The sequence below is a fragment of the Pigmentiphaga sp. genome (assembly GCF_033795525.1).
In the GTDB taxonomy this organism is placed as follows: domain Bacteria; phylum Pseudomonadota; class Gammaproteobacteria; order Burkholderiales; family Burkholderiaceae_B; genus Pigmentiphaga.
The window spans coordinates 952,112-969,151 of the sequence record NZ_JARYGM010000001.1 but is presented as its reverse complement, the minus strand read 5'-3'; the positions used below and the strand labels follow the sequence as shown (position 1 = coordinate 969,151).

The window sequence follows — 17,040 nt, the reverse complement described above, 5'->3', positions numbered from 1 at the left end:
CGTCCTGTCGCTCCCGGCCGGAGCAGCGTTTTTCTAATTAACATACAGTATGCGTGTTAGATACGGAATGTCAAGAAGGCCGCGCACCACGGGAAATCCCTGAGGCGTGGTGGTTTGGCCATTTTTATATAATGGTATGACAGTTTGTGCGGCAAGCGGGAAGCAGACCTGCCCGCGGGCGGCCGCAGCGAGGCTGGGCATCCCACGCAGAAAGGGGTCGAGATGAGACAGGATCGCGCAGACGCTTTCCCCGCCGAAGGCGGCGCCGTGCCGGCGCAATCGGTGGGCGAGGCTTATCTTGCGCTGTTGAAACGGCGCGGGATCGACTACTTCTATGTCGGGGCGGGGACGGATACCGTATCCATTGTCGAGGCCTACGCGCGTGCAGAAGAATCGGGCATCGATTTCCCGACAGCTATCCTGTGCACCCACGAGAACCTCGCGGTGGGTATGGCTCACGGCTATTACATGGTGTCCCTCCGGCCGCAGGCTGTCATGTTGCATGTGAGCGTCGGCGCGGCCAATGCAGTGTGCGGCGTCATGAACGCCGCCCGCAGCCAGGTGCCAATGCTCTTTACCGCCGGCCGCACGCCGCTGTTCCAAGAGGGCAGGCGGGGCGCGCGGACCAGCGAGATCCACTGGGCGCAGGAGATGCGGGACCAGGGCGGCATGGTGCGCGAGCTCGTCAAATGGGATTACGAGCTGCGCGACGGCTCCAATATGGAACAGGTGGTGGACCGAGCCATCGGCATCAGCATGGCGGAGCCGCGCGGCCCGGTGTACTTGACCCTGCCGCGGGAGATCCTGGCGCAGGAGCTGGACGGTTTCCATCCCTCGAAACCGCCCGCGATCCCGGCTTCTCCCTATCCCGATACGCGCGCCGTGCGGGAGCTGGCGAACAAGCTTGCGGCGGCCGCCCATCCGGTCATCGTCGCAACCGCTGCCGGCGCCGACCCAGGCGCGGTGGCCGCGCTTGTCGCGCTGGCCGAGCGTTTCGGCATAGGCGTGGCCGAAGCCAAGCCGCGCCATGTCAACTTTCCTTCCAGCCATGGGTTGCACGTGGGATATGACATGCAGGCTGTTTTTGCCGGCGCCGATGCGCTGTTGTTCCTGGAGACCGATGTTCCGTGGATTCCCGGCAAGACGGCTCCGAGGGACGATGCCTTTGTCGCTCATGCCGGTACGGATCCCTTGTTCGGCAACTATCCCGTGCGCAGTTTCCGCTCCGACCTGACGCTGACCGCCAGCGCCCGGCCGTTGATCGAAGCGCTGCATGCCGCGCTCGACGAGGCCGGCGCCGCGGCGACCGCCGCCGGGCGCCGTGCTGCGATCGAAGCCTCGGCCCGTGCGGCGCGCGAGGCGGCCGGCAGCGCATTGCAGCGCGTACTTGCCCAGGACGGGCCGATCACCAAGCTGTTCCTGTCTTACTGCCTGAACGAAGTGCGTCCGCGCGACGCGATTCTGGTCAATGAATACTCGGCCATCCGGCCCCAGATGACGTTTGACGAGCCAGGCACCTATTTCGCGCATTCCCCAGCCGCCGGCCTGGGGTGGGGATTGCCCGCCGCGCTCGGCGCCCAGCAGGCGGCGCCGGACAAGACCGTCATCTGCGTGCTCGGCGACGGGGCCTATATCTTCGCCAATCCGGCGGCCTGCCACCACGCTGCCGCTGCCCAGGGGCTTCCAGTGCTTACCGTGATCTTCAACAATGCCCGATGGGAAGCCGTCTACCGTTCTGCCCTGTCGGTCTATCCGGGTGCCCATGCCGCGCGCTACGCTCAGGCCCACGCCACGGGGACCGGCCCGCTATCGTCGCTGGAGCCGGTGCCGGACTTCGAGAAGTATGCCGAGGCGTCGGGGGGCTGGGCTGAACGCGTGACACAGCGCGAGGCATTGATCCCGGCCCTGCGGCGCGCGCTCGAGGTGGTTGCGAACGAGAGGCGCCATGCGTTGTTGAACGTCATCGGGGCTTGACCTATTCTTGCGGGCGGCATTGCCTGGCCACAAGACGCCATCAACGACCGTCCACGACATAGCAGCAGGCGGCGCCGTGCCCGCCGACAACGAGGAGACGAGATCATGATTATCGATTGCCATGCCCACGTGAGCGCCCCGACGGAGCTTTGGGCATACAAGGCCAGCTTGCTGGCCGCTCGCGGGAGCCATGGACGTGGCAAGGTCAAGGTGACGGACGATGAAATCCGCGCGGCCGCCAACAAGGCGGAGACCTGGCCGATGGGGCACCTCGACTATCTCAAGAAGCATGGGACCGATCTGCAGTTGGTATCGCCCCGGCCCTTCCAGCTGATGCAGTCCGAGCGTCCGGCGCGGATCATCGATTGGTTCACCGAAGAGTGCAACAACATCATTTACCGGCAGACCCAGCTATTCCCGGATACCTTCGCCGGCGTCGCCGGGCTGCCGCAGGTAGCCGGCGAGCCGGTCGACAGAGTGCTGCCCGAGCTCGAGCGCTGCATACGGGAGCTCGGCTTTGCCGGCTGCCTGCTCAATCCCGATCCGTTCGAGAACGGCAGCGAGGAGGCGCCGCCGCTGGGCGACCGCTACTGGTACCCGCTGTACGAGAAGCTCTGCGAGCTGGACGTGCCGGCGCATATCCATGGCACGGGATCCCGCTCGGAGCGCGTGCCCTATTCGCTGCATTTCATTAATGAAGAAACGATTGCGGTATTCGGCCTGCTCAATTCCGACGTGTTCAAGGACTTCCCGGACCTGAAGATCGTCGTCAGCCACGGCGGCGGCGCGGTGCCATACCAGTTGGGCCGGTTCCAGGCGCCGACGCTGCGCCGGCCAGAGGGCGAGCGCTTTACCGACCGCATGCAGAAACTCTACTTCGATACCGTTCTCTATACCGAAGAAGCGTTGCGCCTGTTGATCAAGACGGTGGGGCCGGACCGCTGCCTGTTTGGCACGGAATGCCCGGGCGTGGGCTCGGCCGTCGATCCGGATACCGGCCGGTCCATGGATGACGTAAAGCCGCTGATAGACGGCTTCGACTGGCTGAGCGCGGCGGATAAGCAGAAGATCTTCGAAGACAATGCACGCAAGGTCTTCAAGCTGCCTGTCCGATAGCCGCCGCCGGCCCCGACCGCGAGGCTGTTGCCATGGCCCCTGACCGGCTGGACGCCCGCATTCCCGTTTCGCTGCTGACCGGATTCCTGGGCAGCGGCAAGACGACGCTGCTCGGCCGGCTCGTGCGGTGCCCCGACATGGCCGACACGGCGGTCATCATCAATGAGTTCGGCGAGATCGGCCTCGACCACCAGCTGGTCGAGATGGTCGAGGGCGAGGCGGTCCTGCTGGCCAGCGGATGCCTGTGTTGCACCATGCGGGACGACCTGGCGGCGACCTTGTGCGAACTCGACGCCAAGCGTCGGCGAGGCGACGTGCCGGCGTTCCGGCGCGTCGTGGTCGAAACGACGGGGCTGGCCGACCCGGCGCCGATACTGCATTCCTTGCTGCGCGATCCCCGGGTGCGCCGCGCCTACCGGGTCGATGGCGTCATCACGACGGTCGACGCGGTCAACGGCGGTGCCCAGCTCGACCGGCAGCCCGAGTCCGTCAAGCAGGCGGCCATGGCGGATCGGCTGGTCCTCACCAAGCGCGACCTGGCCGACGGCGCAGCCGTCGAGCAGCTGGCGCGGCGGCTGGCGCACCTGAACCCCGGCGCTAGGCTGGTCGTCGCCGACCGGGGTGTCGTCGATCCCGCTTTGGTGTTCGATATCCCGCTGCTGCCCGCAAAAGTGGCCGCCTCGGCGATGGACGGGGGGGAAGGCGGCCGCTACCTGGGCGACATGCCGCGCCATATCTGCGGGCCCGGCTGCAACCATCCGCCCGGCCTGCGGCATGACGCGGATATCCGTACGTATGCGTTCCGGTTCGATGAGCCGTTGGATTGGGCGTGCGTGAGCGATTGGCTGGGCGGCCTAGCCTATTTCCACGGGCCGGCCTTGCTACGCGTCAAAGGGGTGCTGAACGTGCGGGGCGAAGCGGCCCCCGTGGCAGTGCATGCGGTCCAGCACCTGTTTCACGAGCCCGTCAGCCTGGCGGGCTGGCCCGACGATGACCGGGCCTCTCGCATCGTGTTCATTACCAGGGGGTTGGACCGGGCGGTGATCGCCGCGGCGTGGGATGCGGCGTTGGCCGCTTGAGGTCCCGTTCACTCCGGATTGATCCCGGCGGTCTTGATGACCTTGGTCCAGCGCTCGAATTCCGTCCGCGTCAGCCGGCCCAGGTCCTCGGGGCTGCCCAAGACGACATTGAATCCGCTTTCGGCAAGATTGGTGCGTGCCTCCGGTGTGTCGAAGATGGCCTTCAGTTCACGATTGAGGCGGGCAATGATAGGCGTCGGCGTGCCGGCGGGCGCGTACAGGCCCACCCAGACTGCCAGTTGGTAGTCGGGATGGCCGAGCTCGGCCAGCGTCGGCACGTTGGGCAGCAGGGGAGAGCGGGCGCTGCCGGTCTGCGCGATCGCCTTGAGCTTGCCAGAGGCGATGAGCGGCCGCGCGGCCTCGATCGGCGCGATCATCATGGTCACGCTGCCCTGCACGACATCCATGATCGCGGCGTTGAGGCCGCCGGCAGGGATATGGCGCATCTTCGCGCCCACCATGTTCTGCAGCACCGTGGTGTACAAGTGCGCCGTCGACGCTATGCCCGGTGACGAATAGGCGGCGTCGTCTCCCTTGGACTTGAGATAGGCCACCAGCTCCTGGAAGTTGCTCGCGGGCGTGCCGGTGGCGGTGATGATGACCTGCGCGCTTTCGGCGATCTGGCCGATGGGGGTAAAGCTCTTGACGGGGTCGTAGGGGGTCGGGCGGAACGCCGGGGTGATCACGTGCGTGGTGGGCCCCACCATCAGCGTATGGCCGTCGGGCGCCGCGCCGGCGGCATAGGCGGTACCGATGATGCCGCTGGCGCCGGGCCGGTTCTCGACATAGACGCTCTGGCCCAGTCGATGCGACAAATGCTCGGCTGTGCGCCGGGCGATGCTGTCGGCGCTGGTGCCGGGGCTGTACGGCACGACGATTTTCACGGTACGGCTGGGATACTTGGCGGCGTTGCCGTTCTCCTGAGCGTAGGCGCCCATGCAACAGGCGGATGCCAAGGCCGCGGCAAGCAGCCGCGGGATGACGAGGGATGCGTGCTTCATGTCTGTCTCCATGATGTTTCCCATCCTGCAAAGCCGGCTTAGGGAGCCGCCCGGGTAGGGCAGCCGTTGCAGGCGAAGGCCGCGCCGCGTCTGTGCCGACGTGTCCGCGGTGCTCCTCCTGGTGGTGCCGGATGCATGCGCCCCGGCTTATGAATTTTTATCTATGATATACATATACACTACATGAGCCGGAAGGCGCTGTAAAGACGCGCGCGGGCGCCCGCCGCGCAGGCAGGCGTGAGAGTGGGCGGAGTAGTAGAAGCTGCGAGTCAGGCGCGGGGCGCCGCTTCCTGCGACAGGGTCTTGGTGCGCTGGTAGGTGAGGCGTTCCCGCATGATGCGGGCGGCCTCTTGCCCATCGCCGGCTTCGATGGCGGCGAGCAGCATTTTGTGGTGCCGGATGATGCGCACCGCGGAGGAAGGGGTGAGGTGCGGACGCAATACGGGTTCGAGAACGATGCTGAGCGCCCGGAACTGCGCCAGGAGGATCCGGCTGTGGGAAGCCAGTACGATGCCTTCGTGAAATCGCATCGACGCATCGGCAAAGCGGTTGAGTTCCGACTTGAGCGAGGAGAGTTCGGCCAGCACGGCGTTCAGCCGCGCCAGGTCCGCTTCTTCACGCCGCTCGGCGGCCAGCTTGGCCGCCATTTCCTCGATCGCCATCTGGGCATCGAAGACTTCGCCGGACGTTACGCCGATCAGCTTCAGGTGCACGGCCAGCGCGTCGGCGAGGCGGTCCGGGTTGCCCTGGGCGACCCAGACGCCGCCACGCGCACCCATGCGGATTTCGACGATGCCCAGTCCTTCGAGCGTGCGCAATGCGTCGCGCATGGCCATGCGGCTGACGCCGAATTGCTCGGACAGGGCGGCCTCGCTACCCAGAAACTGGCCCGCTTCGATTTCCCGGCTCATCACCGCTGCCCGTATCTGGGCCACGATGCCGCCGGATAGCGTTTCATTGGGCACCGCGGTCCATGCCGGGGTCGTTCGGGGCAGTCTGCTGGCCAATAGAGATCCTTTTCCTGGCGTTGACGAAGCCTGTGCATTATAGGTCGGCGCGCTGTCTCGATTCCGCATCCGCCAACCGGGATCGGGCTGCGGACGACCGCAAACGATGCTTGCTCCGTCTAAGTGTAATATATAATATATATATACAATGAAGCCTGGAGGAGACCGCCATGCTGACTCGAGAGAAGAACGAGCTACTGACCCGCGTCGGGCCGGGCACGCCCATGGGCGACCTGTTGCGGCGCTATTGGATGCCGGTCGCCGGCGTAACCGAATTCGAGCATCGGGCCACCAAGCCGGTGAGGCTTTTCGGCGAAGACTTGGTGCTTTATCGCGACCTCGGCGGCAAATGGGGGCTGGTGGACCGCCATTGCCCGCACCGCCGCGCCGATTTGACCCATGGCTTTCCCGAGCTCGAAGGACTGCGCTGCAACTACCACGGCTGGCGTTTCGGGGCGGACGGTTCCTGTCTGGAGCAGCCTTACGACGACCTCGCCCATCCCGAGGCGCGCATGAAAGATCGCGTGCGTATCAAGGCTTATCCGGTGCAAGAGAAAGCAGGCCTGCTATGGGCGTACATGGGTCCCGAGCCGGCGCCGCTGCTGCCCGACTGGGAGGCCTTTTCGTGGCCCAACGGATTCCGCCAGATCGTTCTTTCCGAAATCCCGTGCAACTGGTTCCAATGCCAGGAGAACTCGATCGACCCGGTGCATTTCGAATGGATGCACAACAACTGGAGCCTGCGCCAGCGTGGCGTGCTGCAGCCGTACTCGGCGCCGCACAAGGAGGTCGACTTCGAGGAATTCGAATTCGGGTTTCTCTACAAACGTGTGCGGGGCAATGCCAGCAAGGCCGATCCGCTGTGGGCGGTCGGCCGCGTATGCCTATGGCCCAATGCCGTGTTCCTGGGCGATCATTTCGAATGGCGGGTGCCGATAGATGACCAGCGCACGCTGAGCGTATGCTGGTCGTTTACGCGAGTTCCCAAGGAAAGCGAGCCTTATGTACAGGACAGCATACCGACCTGGTATGGTCCTATCCGCGATGAATCCGGGAACTGGATCGCTACGCATGTGATGAACCAGGACTTCGTTGCCTGGGTTGGTCAAGGGACCATCGCCGACCGTACGCTCGAGCACCTGAGCGCCAGCGACCGGGGTATTACGATGATCCGGAGGAAATTCTTCGAGGAGCTGGAGGCCGTGGCCGCCGGCGCGGAGCCCAAAGGGCTGCTGCGTGATCCCGACAGGAACCGCCGCGTGGAACTGCCCCTGGCGTTCCGGGAAGTGCTGACCGAGGGCATGACGTTGGCCGAGCTGAAGGCGCATCCGATCTTCGGCCGGCACCTGCATGACTACATTTTCCAGGCCGGACAGCCGGAAGCCGTCACCCGGGCCTACTACGAGGCCATGGGATTCGATCGCGCCCCCTTGGCGCAAGAGGCGACCTGAGCCGCGGAGCCCGGCTCGCAGCGGCCGGGCGCGTGACGCAAGCGCTATGTCCCGGCCAACCTTTTCTCGACCAGGCTTTGCACGGCCTGGTCGTATTCGGCTGCGAAGGCGGAAAACAGGGCATCTGCCTCCATGGCGCGCCACCATTGCGCGAACTTGCCTGTGCCGGCCGTCGGATCTTGCAGGCCGAACATCGGGACCGCAACGCGTTTCAGCTGCACGACCGGGGGCAGCAGCGCACAGTCCGCCAGCGAAGGGAGATCGCCGGCGGCGTAAGGCGAAGCCGCCAGCAGTCTTTCGACATGGGCCAAGCCCGCGGCAAGCCCCGCCAGCGCTGAGGAGCGCGCGTTCAGGTCCGCATCCGCCTCGCCAACCTGGCGCATCAGTACCGTGCTGTGCGGCGCGGCATACAAGTCGTAGACGCGGGCGATCAAGCGGGCACGGGCCTTGTCGAGCGGTCCGCCGGGTAATCCTGTGCGCCCCGCGCCAAGGTCCTCGAGGTAGTCGCAAATGACGCTGGACTCGGGCAGCACTTGGCCGTCGTCGGTTTGCAGGACGGGCACCTTGCCAATAGGGTTGAGTGCCTTGAATTCCGGCGAGCGCAGCCCGCCGGGGGGAGATTCCCGGGGAAGGTCTATCCCCTTGATGCGGGCGAAGAGCAGGACGCGGGCGGTGTAGGGCGAGGGGGGCAAGCCAATGAGTTTCATGATGTCTCCTGTGTGGAAGCGGCTGGCTGTAGCAGATGGGGGGAGGACGGATCAGGCCTGTCTTGCGCAGGGTGCCGTAAACTCATACAGTATGCGTAATAAGAAGCCGAAAGGCAATGCGGCCGCCACGTGCCGCGGCACGGGCAACCGAAGGGGAACCGGTTATGGCAGAGATCGTTTGTGCACTGGCGTGTTCGCATGGCCCGTTGTTGGCCACGCCGCCCGAGATGTGGGACTTGCGCGCGGGGGCGGACCGGCAGAATCCGCGCCACTGGTACCGCGGGCGCCAGATGGACTACGCCTCGTTGCTGGCTGAACGCGCGCCGGGCTTCCAGCAGGAAGCGAGCCTGGCGCAGCGCGAGCGCCGCTACGCGGCGTGCCAGCGAGCCTTGGACGAAATGGCGCGCCGCTTCCGCGAAGCGCGGGCGGACGTGGCCATCATCCTCGGCAATGATCAGCGCGAGGTTTTCCGGGAAGACCTGACTGCCGCGTTTACCGTGTACGCGGGCGAACAGATTCCCAACATCCCATTGTCCGAGGAACAGGTCCGGCGCCTGCCGCCCGGGGTGGCGATCGCCGAGGAAGGGCATTGCCCGCCCGGGGGGGCGGTCTATCCTGGCGCCCGCGATACGGCCGAAAGCCTGGTGTCCGCGTTGGTAGGGGGAGGGTTCGACGTAGCGGTTTCCTACCGCCTCCCCGGCGGCGCGGACCGCCAGCATGGCATTCCGCACGCGTTCGGTTTCATTTACCGCCGCATCATGGAAGATGCACCGCCGCCCTCGGTGCCGCTGTTCACCAATGTCGGGGTGCCGCCCAATCGTCCGCTGACGCGCCGCTGCCTGCAGGTGGGCCATGCGCTGACAAAGGCCATCGACGCCTTGCCCGCGGATTTGCGCGTGGCGGTGATCGCTTCGGGCGGCTTTACGCATTTCGTGGTGGACGAGGAACTGGACCGGCGCATCCTCGATGCCATGGGTGACGGTGACGAGGCGGCGCTGGCTGCGGTGCCGGAGTCGTATTTCGAAGGCAACACCTGCGAGATCAAGAGCTGGTATCCGCTAGTGGCGCTCATGAACGATCTGGGGCGGCGAATGGAGTTGATCGATTACGTGCCTTGCTATCGCACGGAGGCAGGCACCGGCAGCGGCATGGCGTTTGCGTCGTGGCAATAGGCATATCGGTAAAGCAAGGGCATCGGGGAAGGGGACATCATGAATAGCCAGGACATCGTGCGCCGCATGCGGCAGATCGACAGTTGCGCGTTTTCGGATGCGCTGGACAAGCTGGGTTTGAAGGGCACCGTGACGGGCTTGCCGCGGCGGTCGGCGAGCCGCCGCATAGCGGGGCGGGTGGTGACGCTCAAGCTGGTCGAAGCGCAACAGGCACCGCGGCTGGACGGGGCGCCGCGGCACCTGGGCACGACCGCCATCGAGTCGGCCCAGCCGGGAGATATCGTGGTGGTCGAGCAGCGTACAGGCATAGACGCGGGCTCGTGGGGAGGCATCCTGTCGTTGGGTGCCAAGGTGCGCGGCCTGGCTGGTGTCATTGCGGACGGACCCGTACGGGACGCCGACGAAGCTCACGAATACGACTTTCCCATCTATGCCCGGAGCACTACGGCGTTTACCGCACGCGGCCGGGTGGCGGAGGGCGGTACCAACGTCCCGGTGCGTATCGGCGATATCACGGTGCACCCCGGGGACTACGCGGTCGCAGACAGCAGTGGCGTGGTGTTCATCGCGGCCGCGCAAGCCCAGGAGGTGTTGCGCGTGGCCGAGGAAATTGCTGCCCGCGAGGCTGCGATGGCGCGCGCGCTGCTGGCCGGCCGGCCGATTACCGAAGTGATGGGCGCCAATTACGAAAACATGCTGGCGCGTTGAGCGCCGTGGCCGCCAGGCCGCAGCAACGGAGACGACATGGACAAGAATGTGGAACGAGCCGCCAGGCTGGATACGGCAACCCTTAGCGATGCACTGGATAGGCTGGGCATAGCGGGCCAATGTCATGGCATCAAGCCCCGCACACCGGATTTCAGGCTGGCGGGCCGGGCCTTCACGATTCTCTATGGCCCCGCGTCCAATCCACCCGGTACGGTGGGGGATTTCATCGACGACGTGCCGGAAGGGCAGGTCATCGTGCTGGACAACGGCGGCCGGGAGGATTGCACGGTGTGGGGCGATATCCTGACCGAGATCGCCCATCGCCGCGGCCTGGGTGGCACGGTCATCGACGGTATCTGCCGCGATGTGTCCTTGTGCATGCAGCTGGGCTATCCGGTATTTAGCCGTGGGCACTGGATGCGTACGGGCAAGGACCGGGTGCAGGTGGAAGCGAGCAATGTACCGGTCAACATCGGCAATGCCCGTGTTGCGCCCGGCGACTTGCTGCGGGGCGACGCCGATGGCCTGATCGTGGTCCCGCGCACCCATGAGGACGCCGTGCTCGACGCGGCGGAGGAGATCGCCATGGTGGAGGATCGCATCCGGGAGGCTGCCCGGGGCGGCATGCGCCTGGACGAGGCGCGCCGCAATTTCGGTTACCACACCTTGCAGACGAGGAAGAAATGAACCGCGATCGCTTCCCTTTCATGGCGCTGCCTACGGTGGTGGCGGATATCGAGCGGCCGACGCCTGCACAGGTGGAACAGGCGGCACGGCTGCCCAGTTCGACCCTGCACGAAGCGGCCGGCAAGATCGGCGCCCTGCCTTCGGCCATCAAGCCGGTACATCCTTCTTTCAAGGTATGCGGGCCGGCTGTGACCGTGCAGTCGCCGCCGGCGGACAATCTCTGGCTCCACCGCGCCATCGTGGCGGCCCGGCCGGGCGATGTGCTGGTGGTACACGTAGGCGGCCACTACGAGGCCGGCTATTGGGGCGAGGTGATGTCGCAGGCGGCCAAGGCACGCGGGCTGGCCGGGCTGGTGATCGATGGCTGCGTGCGGGACGGCGCTATCCTAGAGCAAGTCGGGTTTCCCGTATTCGCCCGGGGGCTGTGCATACGGGGGACAGGCAAGGATTTCGACGCGCGCGGCTGGATCAATGCGCCCACCCTGTTCGGCGACGCGATCGTGCAACCGGGTGATCTTATCGTCGGCGATACCGACGGGGTGGTGGCCATTCCCCGTGCCCGGGCCGACGAGGTGCTGGCCATGGCGCGCCAGCGCGAGGCCGACGAGGCCCGCATCATCGAGCGGCTGATCGCGGGCGAGACCTCGCTCGACATCTACGGCTGGCAGGACAGGCCGTCGCCGGCGCGCTGACGCAGCGGGCGAACCGCGCGGGGCGGCCTACAGCAAGAAGAGCGTTGCCAGGCCGAGGAAGATGAAGAATCCCATCGTGTCGGTGGCGAACGTCAGCAGCACCGACGAGCCTATGGCCGGGTCCTTGCCGAAGCGGCTGCGGGTAAGCGGCACCAGCATGCCTATGCTGGCACCGACCAGCAGGTTCAGGATCATTGCGGCCATCATGACCAGGCCCAGCGAGTAGCGGCCGGAAATCGCCCAGGCGAACAGTGCAGCCACCGCGCCGCCTCCCAGCCCGACGAGGAAGGCGATCTGCAGTTCGCGGCGTACCAGCTTGCCGACGTTGGCCGCGTTGATGCGGCCGACGGCCAGGGCGCGGATGATCAGCGTCATGGTCTGGTTGCCCGAGTTGCCGCCTATGCCGGCGACGATGGACATCAGGAAGGCCAGGATGACGATGTGGCCGACCGTATCCTCGAAGCGGGACGCGACGAAGGCCGCGATGGAGGCGGTGCACAGGTTCACCAGCAGCCACGGGGCGCGGTTGCGGATGGCCTGGGAGACCGGGGCGAAGATGTCTTCTTCCTGCAGGCCGGCCTTGGACAGCACTTGTTCGTCCGAAGCCTCGCGGATCACGTCCACGACCTCGTTCACCGTTACCCGCCCGATGAGGCGGCCGACCGCGTCCACCACCGGGGCCGAAACCAGGTCATAGCGCTCGAACGCGGCTGCGGCTTCGTCGGCCTCGTCCAGCGGCGCCAGGGTCAGGATCTCGGTATCCATGACGTCGGCGACCTGGGTGTCGGGATCGCTGACGATGAGCCGGTTGATGGGCAGGCTGCCCATGAGCTTGTCGAGGCGGTCGACGACGAAGATCTGGTCGGTGTGGTCCGGCAGCTCCTGGAGACGCCGCAGGTAGCGCAGCACCACTTCCAAGGTCACGTCATTGCGCACGCGGACCATTTCGAAGTCCATGATGGCACCCACCGAGTCCTCGGGGTAGCTCATGACTTCGGTCAGCCGGGCGCGCTCTTCGTCGGTCAGGCCCTTCTGGACCTCGGCCACCACCTCCGGCGGCAGGTCGGGGGCGAGGTCCGCCAGCTCGTCGGCTTCCAGGTTCTCGGCCGCCGCCACCAGCTCTTGCTGGTCCATGGTGGCGATGAGGGATTCGCGCACCCAGTCGGCCACTTCCAGCAGGATTTCGCCCACGCGCTCGGGGCGGACCAGTTGCCAGACCGCTTGCCGGTCTTCCTTGGGCAGCGATTCGAGAATGAAGGCGACGTCGGCGGGATGCAGGTCATCGAGCAGCGCGCCCAGTTCCGCTTCGTGCTGGCGATGGACCAGGGCTTCGACCAGCGGCGCACGCGTGTCGCCTATCTCTTGCCGGTGCACGAGTTCTTCGACCAGGTGCTGGCGCCGCAGCAGTTCCTGGACGTGCTCCAGGGCTTCCTGGGCGTCTTCGGTTTCGAGCCGGTTACGCTCGAGGGATTTGGATTGTGTTGCTTGTTCGACCATCGCGCGGGAAAACACAAAACGGCCCCGCACGGGCCTCGGGATCTGACGCCTACGCAGGCGGGTTCAGAAAGGGCTCGAACGGAAACCGGGGGACAAAGAGCCGGCTGGTAGTAAGGGTCTAGGTCGTGGCTGTGAGGCCATACCGGAAAAGCAGTACTCGGGTACTGCGGAGTTGACGACGCCGCAATTGTACGCGTCCGGGAAGTCATCCGTCAGCGCATGCCGGGAGGATGACGGCTTTGGTTGCAAAAGCGTCACGGAATGGCGGCGCCGGGCATCCATCGCAACAGGCGGTCGGTGCGCGAAGCGAGGTAGGCCGAGCCGCGGTGCTTGTCGTAGTAGCGCGGGCGCGGCAGCATGGAAGCCAGCCGGGCGGCCTGGTAGGCCGACAGGCTGGCCGCCGAGGTCTTGAAGTAATGGCGTGCCGCGGCTTCGGCGCCGAACACTCCTTCGCCCCACTCCGCGATGTTCAGGTAAAGCTCCAGGATCCGCTGTTTGCTCATGACCATTTCGATCATGTAGGTAATGACTACTTCCTGGCCCTTGCGCAGATAGTTGCGCGAGTTGGAGAGGAACAGGTTCTTGGCTACCTGCTGAGTGATGGTCGATCCGCCGCGCATCGGCCGCGATGGCGGCTTGCGGCCGCGGGCGAGCGCGCGCTCGGTGGCTTCGGCCAACTGCCGGTTGTGCGCGTAGGCCCGTTCCACGGCGTCCCAGTCGATGCCGCCATGCTCGAGAAAATTGGCGTCCTCGGCGGCTACCGCCGCGCGCTTGAGGTGGTTGCTGATGCGGCGATAGTCCACCCACTGGTAGTTCAGCCGCCGGTGCGGGTCTTGCGCCTGCAGGCGCGAGAGTTCGGCGCGCATGATGGCGGTGGAAGCGGGCGGAACATAGGCATACCAGACCACCCAGCCGAACAGCCAGACTTGATAGAGCAGCACCAGCGCGACGGCCGCGGCCACCAGCCGCAGGCCCATGCCGCTGACGCGCGCGGCGAACGATTTGCGGCGGACGGGTCGGCGGCCGGCCATCAGTCCTCCCGCGACGCGGATCGCGCCCCGCCGGGTGCCTGCGCAAGCCTATTCATGAGGGCCGGGCTCATGCCGACAGCTGTTTCCGCAAGTCGGCCAGGACCGGCGCCGGATCCGGCCGCACGCCGCGCCAGATGAAGAAGCTCTCGGCGGCCTGTTCGACCAGCATGCCGAGCCCGTCGGCCGTCCCGGCGGCACCATCGGCCGCGGCCTGCCGCATGAAAGCCGTCGGCCGGGCGGCATACATCAGGTCGTAGGCGAGGCCGCCAGCCGCATACGCGCGGGCGGGCAGGGGCGGCGCCTCGTCGCTCAGGCTGCTGGCGGTGGCGTTGATGACCAGGTCCCATTGCGTGCCTGCCGGCAGGTCGGCGTAGCTCGTGCCGCGCAGCGCGGCGCCGTGCCCGGCGCCGGCAAACGACGCGGCCAATTCCACCGCTCGGGCCGGTGTGCGGTTGGCGATGTCTATGCTGGCGCAGCCTGCCTCGATCAGCGGCAGCACGATGCCGCGGGCGGCGCCGCCGGCGCCGGCCAGCAGCACACGGGCGCCCGCCAGCCGGGCGCCCAGGCGCCGCAGGTCGTTGACCAGGCCGACACCGTCGGTATTGCAGCCGTGCAGCTGGCCGTTTGACATCCATAGCGTATTGACCGCGCCGGCCGCGCGCGCGCGGGCGCTGGCGTGGTCCTGCGCGAGGTCGAAGGCCTGGAGCTTGAACGGTACGGTCACGTTCAGGCCGCCGCCGCCCGCGGCGAAGAAATCGCGGACCTGACTGGCGAATTCGTCCACCGGGGCGCAGATCGTGCCGTACGCGAGTTGTTGGCCGGTCTGCTCGGCGAAGCGGGCGTGGATCCACGGCGACTTGCTATGGGCGACGGGATTGCCGATCACGGCGTAGCGGGTAGGGGCGGCAAGAGGCATCAGCCAGGCTTCGCAATGAGCTTGTCGTTGGTGAAGTACCAGGTGCGCGTGATGGCCAGCACATCGGTATCGCGCGCGATCTGGGGCGGAAACGGAGCGAACGGCGTGGCCAGCGCCACGATGCGCCGGGCCGCGTCGTTGAGTATTTTATGTTCCGAAGGCTTGTCGATGTCTATGCCTTCGACCGTGCCGTCGCTGCGGATGTAGACGGTCATGCGCAAGGATCCGTAGACCTTGCCGCGGGCGGCAGCGGGGTAGTTCTGCGTGCCCAGCGTCTCGATGCGGCGGCGCCATTGCTCCACGTAGACGGCGAAGCGGTACTCCGAAGTCGAGGGCGAAAAGAAATGCCGCCGCGGCCGCTTGTTGTAGTCGTCGATACGTTGCGAGATCTCGGCGAACTGGCGCGCCAGTTGCTCGGCCTTGGTTTCGGCGGCCCGGCGCTCGGTGGCGGGCGCACTGAGGGCGCCGGACGGGGTGGGCGGCCTGGCGTGCCGCTGCGACAGTGCCGCCGCCAGTTGCCGCTGCTCCGCCTCCAGCGCGGCTTGGCGCTGCTGCAGTTCGGCCAGCAGCTTGCCATCGCGGTCGGCGGCCGCGTGCGGCACGGGCGCCTTGGCGTGCCCCGCTTCGGCGTTGCCGCCGCCGTCGCTGGCGACCTGGGCTCGCAGTTCGGCCTTGGGCGGCGCATGCCGGGTGCCGGCATTGAGCAGCACGACTTCCAGCCCTTCGTCCCGTTCCGGCCGCTGCGGCTGGGGGGTGGTGAAATGCAATGCGAAGAGAATACCGTGGGCCAGCAGCGAGATGATGATGGCGCTCATCAGGTAGCGCCGGTCGGGCCGGGTGGTCCAGTCTTCCGCCAGGCGGGCGCCGATGACGGCGCAGACGCGCATGAACCGGTCCGCGGACGAGGTGCGCCGGGACGGCGGCCGCATGCCGGCAACCGCGGCAGGCGGGCATTCTGGTGACGAAGGGGGGGCGGGGCGGTGCGACACCCCGCGATTGTAAAGCGTCAGGCCGGCGCGTTTGGCCCCGGCACGGCGAAGCGCGGCGGCCGGCCGGCGAGCCCGTCGGCCAGGCTTTCCAGCATGATGTCGAGCTGGGCTTGCGTGGCAGCCGGCGAGCGGCCGGAGATGTGGGGCGTCAACAGGACGTTCTCCATGGCGGCCAGTTCGGCCAGCAGCGCGGCCGGTGGATCCGGCTCTTCGTCCAGCACGTCCAGACCGGCCCCGCCCAGCGTGCCGCGCCGCAAGGCCTGCAGCAGATCGTCCGTTTTCAGCACCGAGCCGCGGGCGACGTTGATGACGAATCCATGAGGGCCCAGCGCCTCGAACATGTCGCGATTCAGCAGGTGCCGCGTGCGGGGTCCTCCCGGGCAGCAGGCGAAAAGGAAATCGCTGCGCCGGGCGAGCTCGAGCGGGTCCCCGCAATACACCCCCGGCGCGTCGGGCTTGGCGCCAGGCGTGTAGTAGGCAATGTCGGCCCCGCAGGCCGCCGCGCGCGCCGCGACCAGCCGGCCGATGCGGCCCATGCCGATGATGCCGACCCGCGACTGGTCGAGGCTGGGCCGCAGCGCGCGCAGTGAAGTCCAGGCGGCTCCCTGGGCCAGCCTGTCCGTCAGCGGGCGATAGCCGCGTGCCAGGGCAAGCGCCATGCCGATGGCGTGGTCGGCCACGGTGGCCGCATTGGCGCCCGGGGCATGGGTCACCGGAATGCCGCGCGCACGTGCCGCCGCGACATCGATGTTTTCTGTTCCCGCGCCCATGGAACATATGACGCGCAACCTGGGCAGCAAGTCCATCTGCTCGCCGGTAAAGCCCGTGGAGCCGTTGGTGACGACGGCCTGCACTTGGCCGAGCAGGGGATCGCCCCGATCGAGCGGCGCCTGGTTCGCGCCGCCATGGAGCCGGTAATGGCGGGCCAGCCCCTCGCGCAAGCTGGGCGGCAGGGCGATGACGGACAACACGTGTGCGGTCATGGGCGGGTTTTCCTGGAGAGCGGGTGCAGC

At 66.7% G+C, this 17,040-nt stretch carries 16 protein-coding genes; 8 read left to right on the top strand and 8 right to left on the bottom strand.

Features of this window, described 5'->3' with window-relative positions; genetic code table 11:
• The first annotated feature begins 222 nt into the window (after positions 1-222).
• The 3 genes from QHC78_RS04600 (at position 223) to QHC78_RS04590 (ending at position 4,169) form a co-directional block, all read left to right on the top strand.
• The gene (locus QHC78_RS04600; RefSeq protein WP_319742677.1) at positions 223-1,974 is read left to right on the top strand and encodes a thiamine pyrophosphate-requiring protein; all 1,752 of its coding nucleotides are present in this window, start codon (positions 223-225) and stop codon (positions 1,972-1,974) included.
• Between the two features lie 105 nt (positions 1,975-2,079).
• Complete coding sequence (locus QHC78_RS04595; RefSeq protein ID WP_319742676.1) at positions 2,080-3,090, top strand: amidohydrolase family protein; 1,011 nt, start codon at positions 2,080-2,082, stop codon at positions 3,088-3,090.
• A gap of 32 nt (positions 3,091-3,122) precedes the next feature.
• Complete coding sequence (locus tag QHC78_RS04590) at positions 3,123-4,169, top strand: CobW family GTP-binding protein (protein ID WP_319742675.1); 1,047 nt, start codon at positions 3,123-3,125, stop codon at positions 4,167-4,169.
• Positions 4,170-4,177: 8 nt separating this feature from the next.
• Here QHC78_RS04590 and QHC78_RS04585 read toward each other — a convergent pair whose 3' ends face one another.
• Both QHC78_RS04585 and QHC78_RS04580 read right to left on the bottom strand, forming a co-directional pair.
• Positions 4,178-5,170: a Bug family tripartite tricarboxylate transporter substrate binding protein gene (locus QHC78_RS04585; protein WP_319742674.1), complete on the bottom strand. Its 993-nt coding sequence runs from the start codon at positions 5,168-5,170 to the stop codon at positions 4,178-4,180.
• A 269-nt stretch (positions 5,171-5,439) separates the two neighbouring features.
• On the bottom strand, positions 5,440-6,177 hold the full coding sequence (locus tag QHC78_RS04580) for a FadR/GntR family transcriptional regulator (RefSeq protein WP_319742673.1): 738 nt from the start codon (positions 6,175-6,177) through the stop codon (positions 5,440-5,442).
• Between the two features lie 170 nt (positions 6,178-6,347).
• On the opposite strand from QHC78_RS04580, the gene QHC78_RS04575 reads away from it, so the two are divergent.
• On the top strand, positions 6,348-7,628 hold the full coding sequence (locus QHC78_RS04575) for an aromatic ring-hydroxylating dioxygenase subunit alpha (RefSeq protein ID WP_319742672.1): 1,281 nt from the start codon (positions 6,348-6,350) through the stop codon (positions 7,626-7,628).
• A gap of 44 nt (positions 7,629-7,672) precedes the next feature.
• On the opposite strand, the gene QHC78_RS04570 is transcribed toward QHC78_RS04575, so the two are convergent.
• Entirely contained in the window at positions 7,673-8,335 is a 663-nt protein-coding gene (locus QHC78_RS04570; protein ID WP_319742671.1) for a glutathione S-transferase family protein, read from the bottom strand.
• 164 nt (positions 8,336-8,499) lie between these two features.
• On the opposite strand from QHC78_RS04570, the gene QHC78_RS04565 reads away from it, so the two are divergent.
• From QHC78_RS04565 to QHC78_RS04550, 4 genes are read left to right on the top strand one after another with little or no spacing between them, the layout of a single operon-like run.
• Positions 8,500-9,507 (top strand): DODA-type extradiol aromatic ring-opening family dioxygenase, encoded by a 1,008-nt coding sequence (locus tag QHC78_RS04565; RefSeq protein WP_319742670.1) that lies wholly within the window; start codon positions 8,500-8,502, stop codon positions 9,505-9,507.
• Positions 9,508-9,546: 39 nt separating this feature from the next.
• A complete protein-coding gene (locus QHC78_RS04560) occupies positions 9,547-10,215 on the top strand; it encodes an RraA family protein (protein ID WP_319742669.1) in 669 nt (222 codons plus the stop codon).
• Between the two features lie 36 nt (positions 10,216-10,251).
• Positions 10,252-10,902 carry an RraA family protein gene (locus QHC78_RS04555; RefSeq protein WP_319742668.1) on the top strand — a complete coding sequence of 217 codons (651 nt, stop codon included), beginning with the start codon at positions 10,252-10,254 and terminating at the stop codon, positions 10,900-10,902.
• Positions 10,899-11,594 (top strand): 4-carboxy-4-hydroxy-2-oxoadipate aldolase/oxaloacetate decarboxylase, encoded by a 696-nt coding sequence (locus QHC78_RS04550; protein WP_319742667.1) that lies wholly within the window; start codon positions 10,899-10,901, stop codon positions 11,592-11,594. Before QHC78_RS04555 ends, QHC78_RS04550 begins: the two co-directional genes overlap by 4 nt.
• Positions 11,595-11,621: 27 nt before the next feature.
• Here QHC78_RS04550 and mgtE read toward each other — a convergent pair whose 3' ends face one another.
• From mgtE to QHC78_RS04525, 5 genes are all read right to left on the bottom strand, one after another.
• Positions 11,622-13,091, bottom strand: coding sequence for a magnesium transporter (gene mgtE, locus QHC78_RS04545; RefSeq protein WP_319742748.1), 1,470 nt, complete (start codon positions 13,089-13,091; stop codon positions 11,622-11,624).
• A gap of 254 nt (positions 13,092-13,345) precedes the next feature.
• Positions 13,346-14,068, bottom strand: a complete 723-nt coding sequence (gene mtgA, locus QHC78_RS04540) for a monofunctional biosynthetic peptidoglycan transglycosylase (protein ID WP_319742747.1) — start codon at positions 14,066-14,068, stop codon at positions 13,346-13,348.
• 121 nt (positions 14,069-14,189) lie between these two features.
• Entirely contained in the window at positions 14,190-15,038 is an 849-nt protein-coding gene (gene aroE, locus QHC78_RS04535; RefSeq protein ID WP_319742666.1) for a shikimate dehydrogenase, read from the bottom strand.
• Positions 15,038-15,925: a TonB family protein gene (locus tag QHC78_RS04530; protein WP_319742665.1), complete on the bottom strand. Its 888-nt coding sequence runs from the start codon at positions 15,923-15,925 to the stop codon at positions 15,038-15,040. The genes aroE and QHC78_RS04530 overlap by 1 nt, the downstream gene beginning before the upstream one ends.
• Positions 15,926-16,044: 119 nt before the next feature.
• Positions 16,045-17,010 (bottom strand): NAD(P)-dependent oxidoreductase, encoded by a 966-nt coding sequence (locus QHC78_RS04525; protein WP_319742664.1) that lies wholly within the window; start codon positions 17,008-17,010, stop codon positions 16,045-16,047.
• Between the last annotated feature and the right edge of the window lie 30 nt (positions 17,011-17,040).

What these genes read in the sequence shown, in the direction of transcription:
- QHC78_RS04600 (WP_319742677.1), top strand. Translation starts at nt 223, where the DNA reads ATGAGACAGGATCGCGCAGACGCTTTCCCCGCCGAAGGCGGCGCCGTG.
- QHC78_RS04595 (WP_319742676.1), top strand. Translation starts at nt 2,080, where the DNA reads ATGATTATCGATTGCCATGCCCACGTGAGCGCCCCGACGGAGCTTTGG.
- QHC78_RS04590 (WP_319742675.1), top strand. Translation starts at nt 3,123, where the DNA reads ATGGCCCCTGACCGGCTGGACGCCCGCATTCCCGTTTCGCTGCTGACC.
- QHC78_RS04585 (WP_319742674.1), bottom strand. Translation starts at nt 5,170, where the DNA reads ATGAAGCACGCATCCCTCGTCATCCCGCGGCTGCTTGCCGCGGCCTTG.
- QHC78_RS04575 (WP_319742672.1), top strand. Translation starts at nt 6,348, where the DNA reads ATGCTGACTCGAGAGAAGAACGAGCTACTGACCCGCGTCGGGCCGGGC.
- QHC78_RS04570 (WP_319742671.1), bottom strand. Translation starts at nt 8,335, where the DNA reads ATGAAACTCATTGGCTTGCCCCCCTCGCCCTACACCGCCCGCGTCCTG.
- QHC78_RS04565 (WP_319742670.1), top strand. Translation starts at nt 8,500, where the DNA reads ATGGCAGAGATCGTTTGTGCACTGGCGTGTTCGCATGGCCCGTTGTTG.
- QHC78_RS04560 (WP_319742669.1), top strand. Translation starts at nt 9,547, where the DNA reads ATGAATAGCCAGGACATCGTGCGCCGCATGCGGCAGATCGACAGTTGC.
- QHC78_RS04555 (WP_319742668.1), top strand. Translation starts at nt 10,252, where the DNA reads ATGGACAAGAATGTGGAACGAGCCGCCAGGCTGGATACGGCAACCCTT.
- QHC78_RS04550 (WP_319742667.1), top strand. Translation starts at nt 10,899, where the DNA reads ATGAACCGCGATCGCTTCCCTTTCATGGCGCTGCCTACGGTGGTGGCG.
- mgtE (WP_319742748.1), bottom strand. Translation starts at nt 13,091, where the DNA reads ATGGTCGAACAAGCAACACAATCCAAATCCCTCGAGCGTAACCGGCTC.
- mtgA (WP_319742747.1), bottom strand. Translation starts at nt 14,068, where the DNA reads ATGGGCCTGCGGCTGGTGGCCGCGGCCGTCGCGCTGGTGCTGCTCTAT.
- aroE (WP_319742666.1), bottom strand. Translation starts at nt 15,038, where the DNA reads ATGCCTCTTGCCGCCCCTACCCGCTACGCCGTGATCGGCAATCCCGTC.
- QHC78_RS04530 (WP_319742665.1), bottom strand. Translation starts at nt 15,925, where the DNA reads ATGCGCGTCTGCGCCGTCATCGGCGCCCGCCTGGCGGAAGACTGGACC.
- QHC78_RS04525 (WP_319742664.1), bottom strand. Translation starts at nt 17,010, where the DNA reads ATGACCGCACACGTGTTGTCCGTCATCGCCCTGCCGCCCAGCTTGCGC.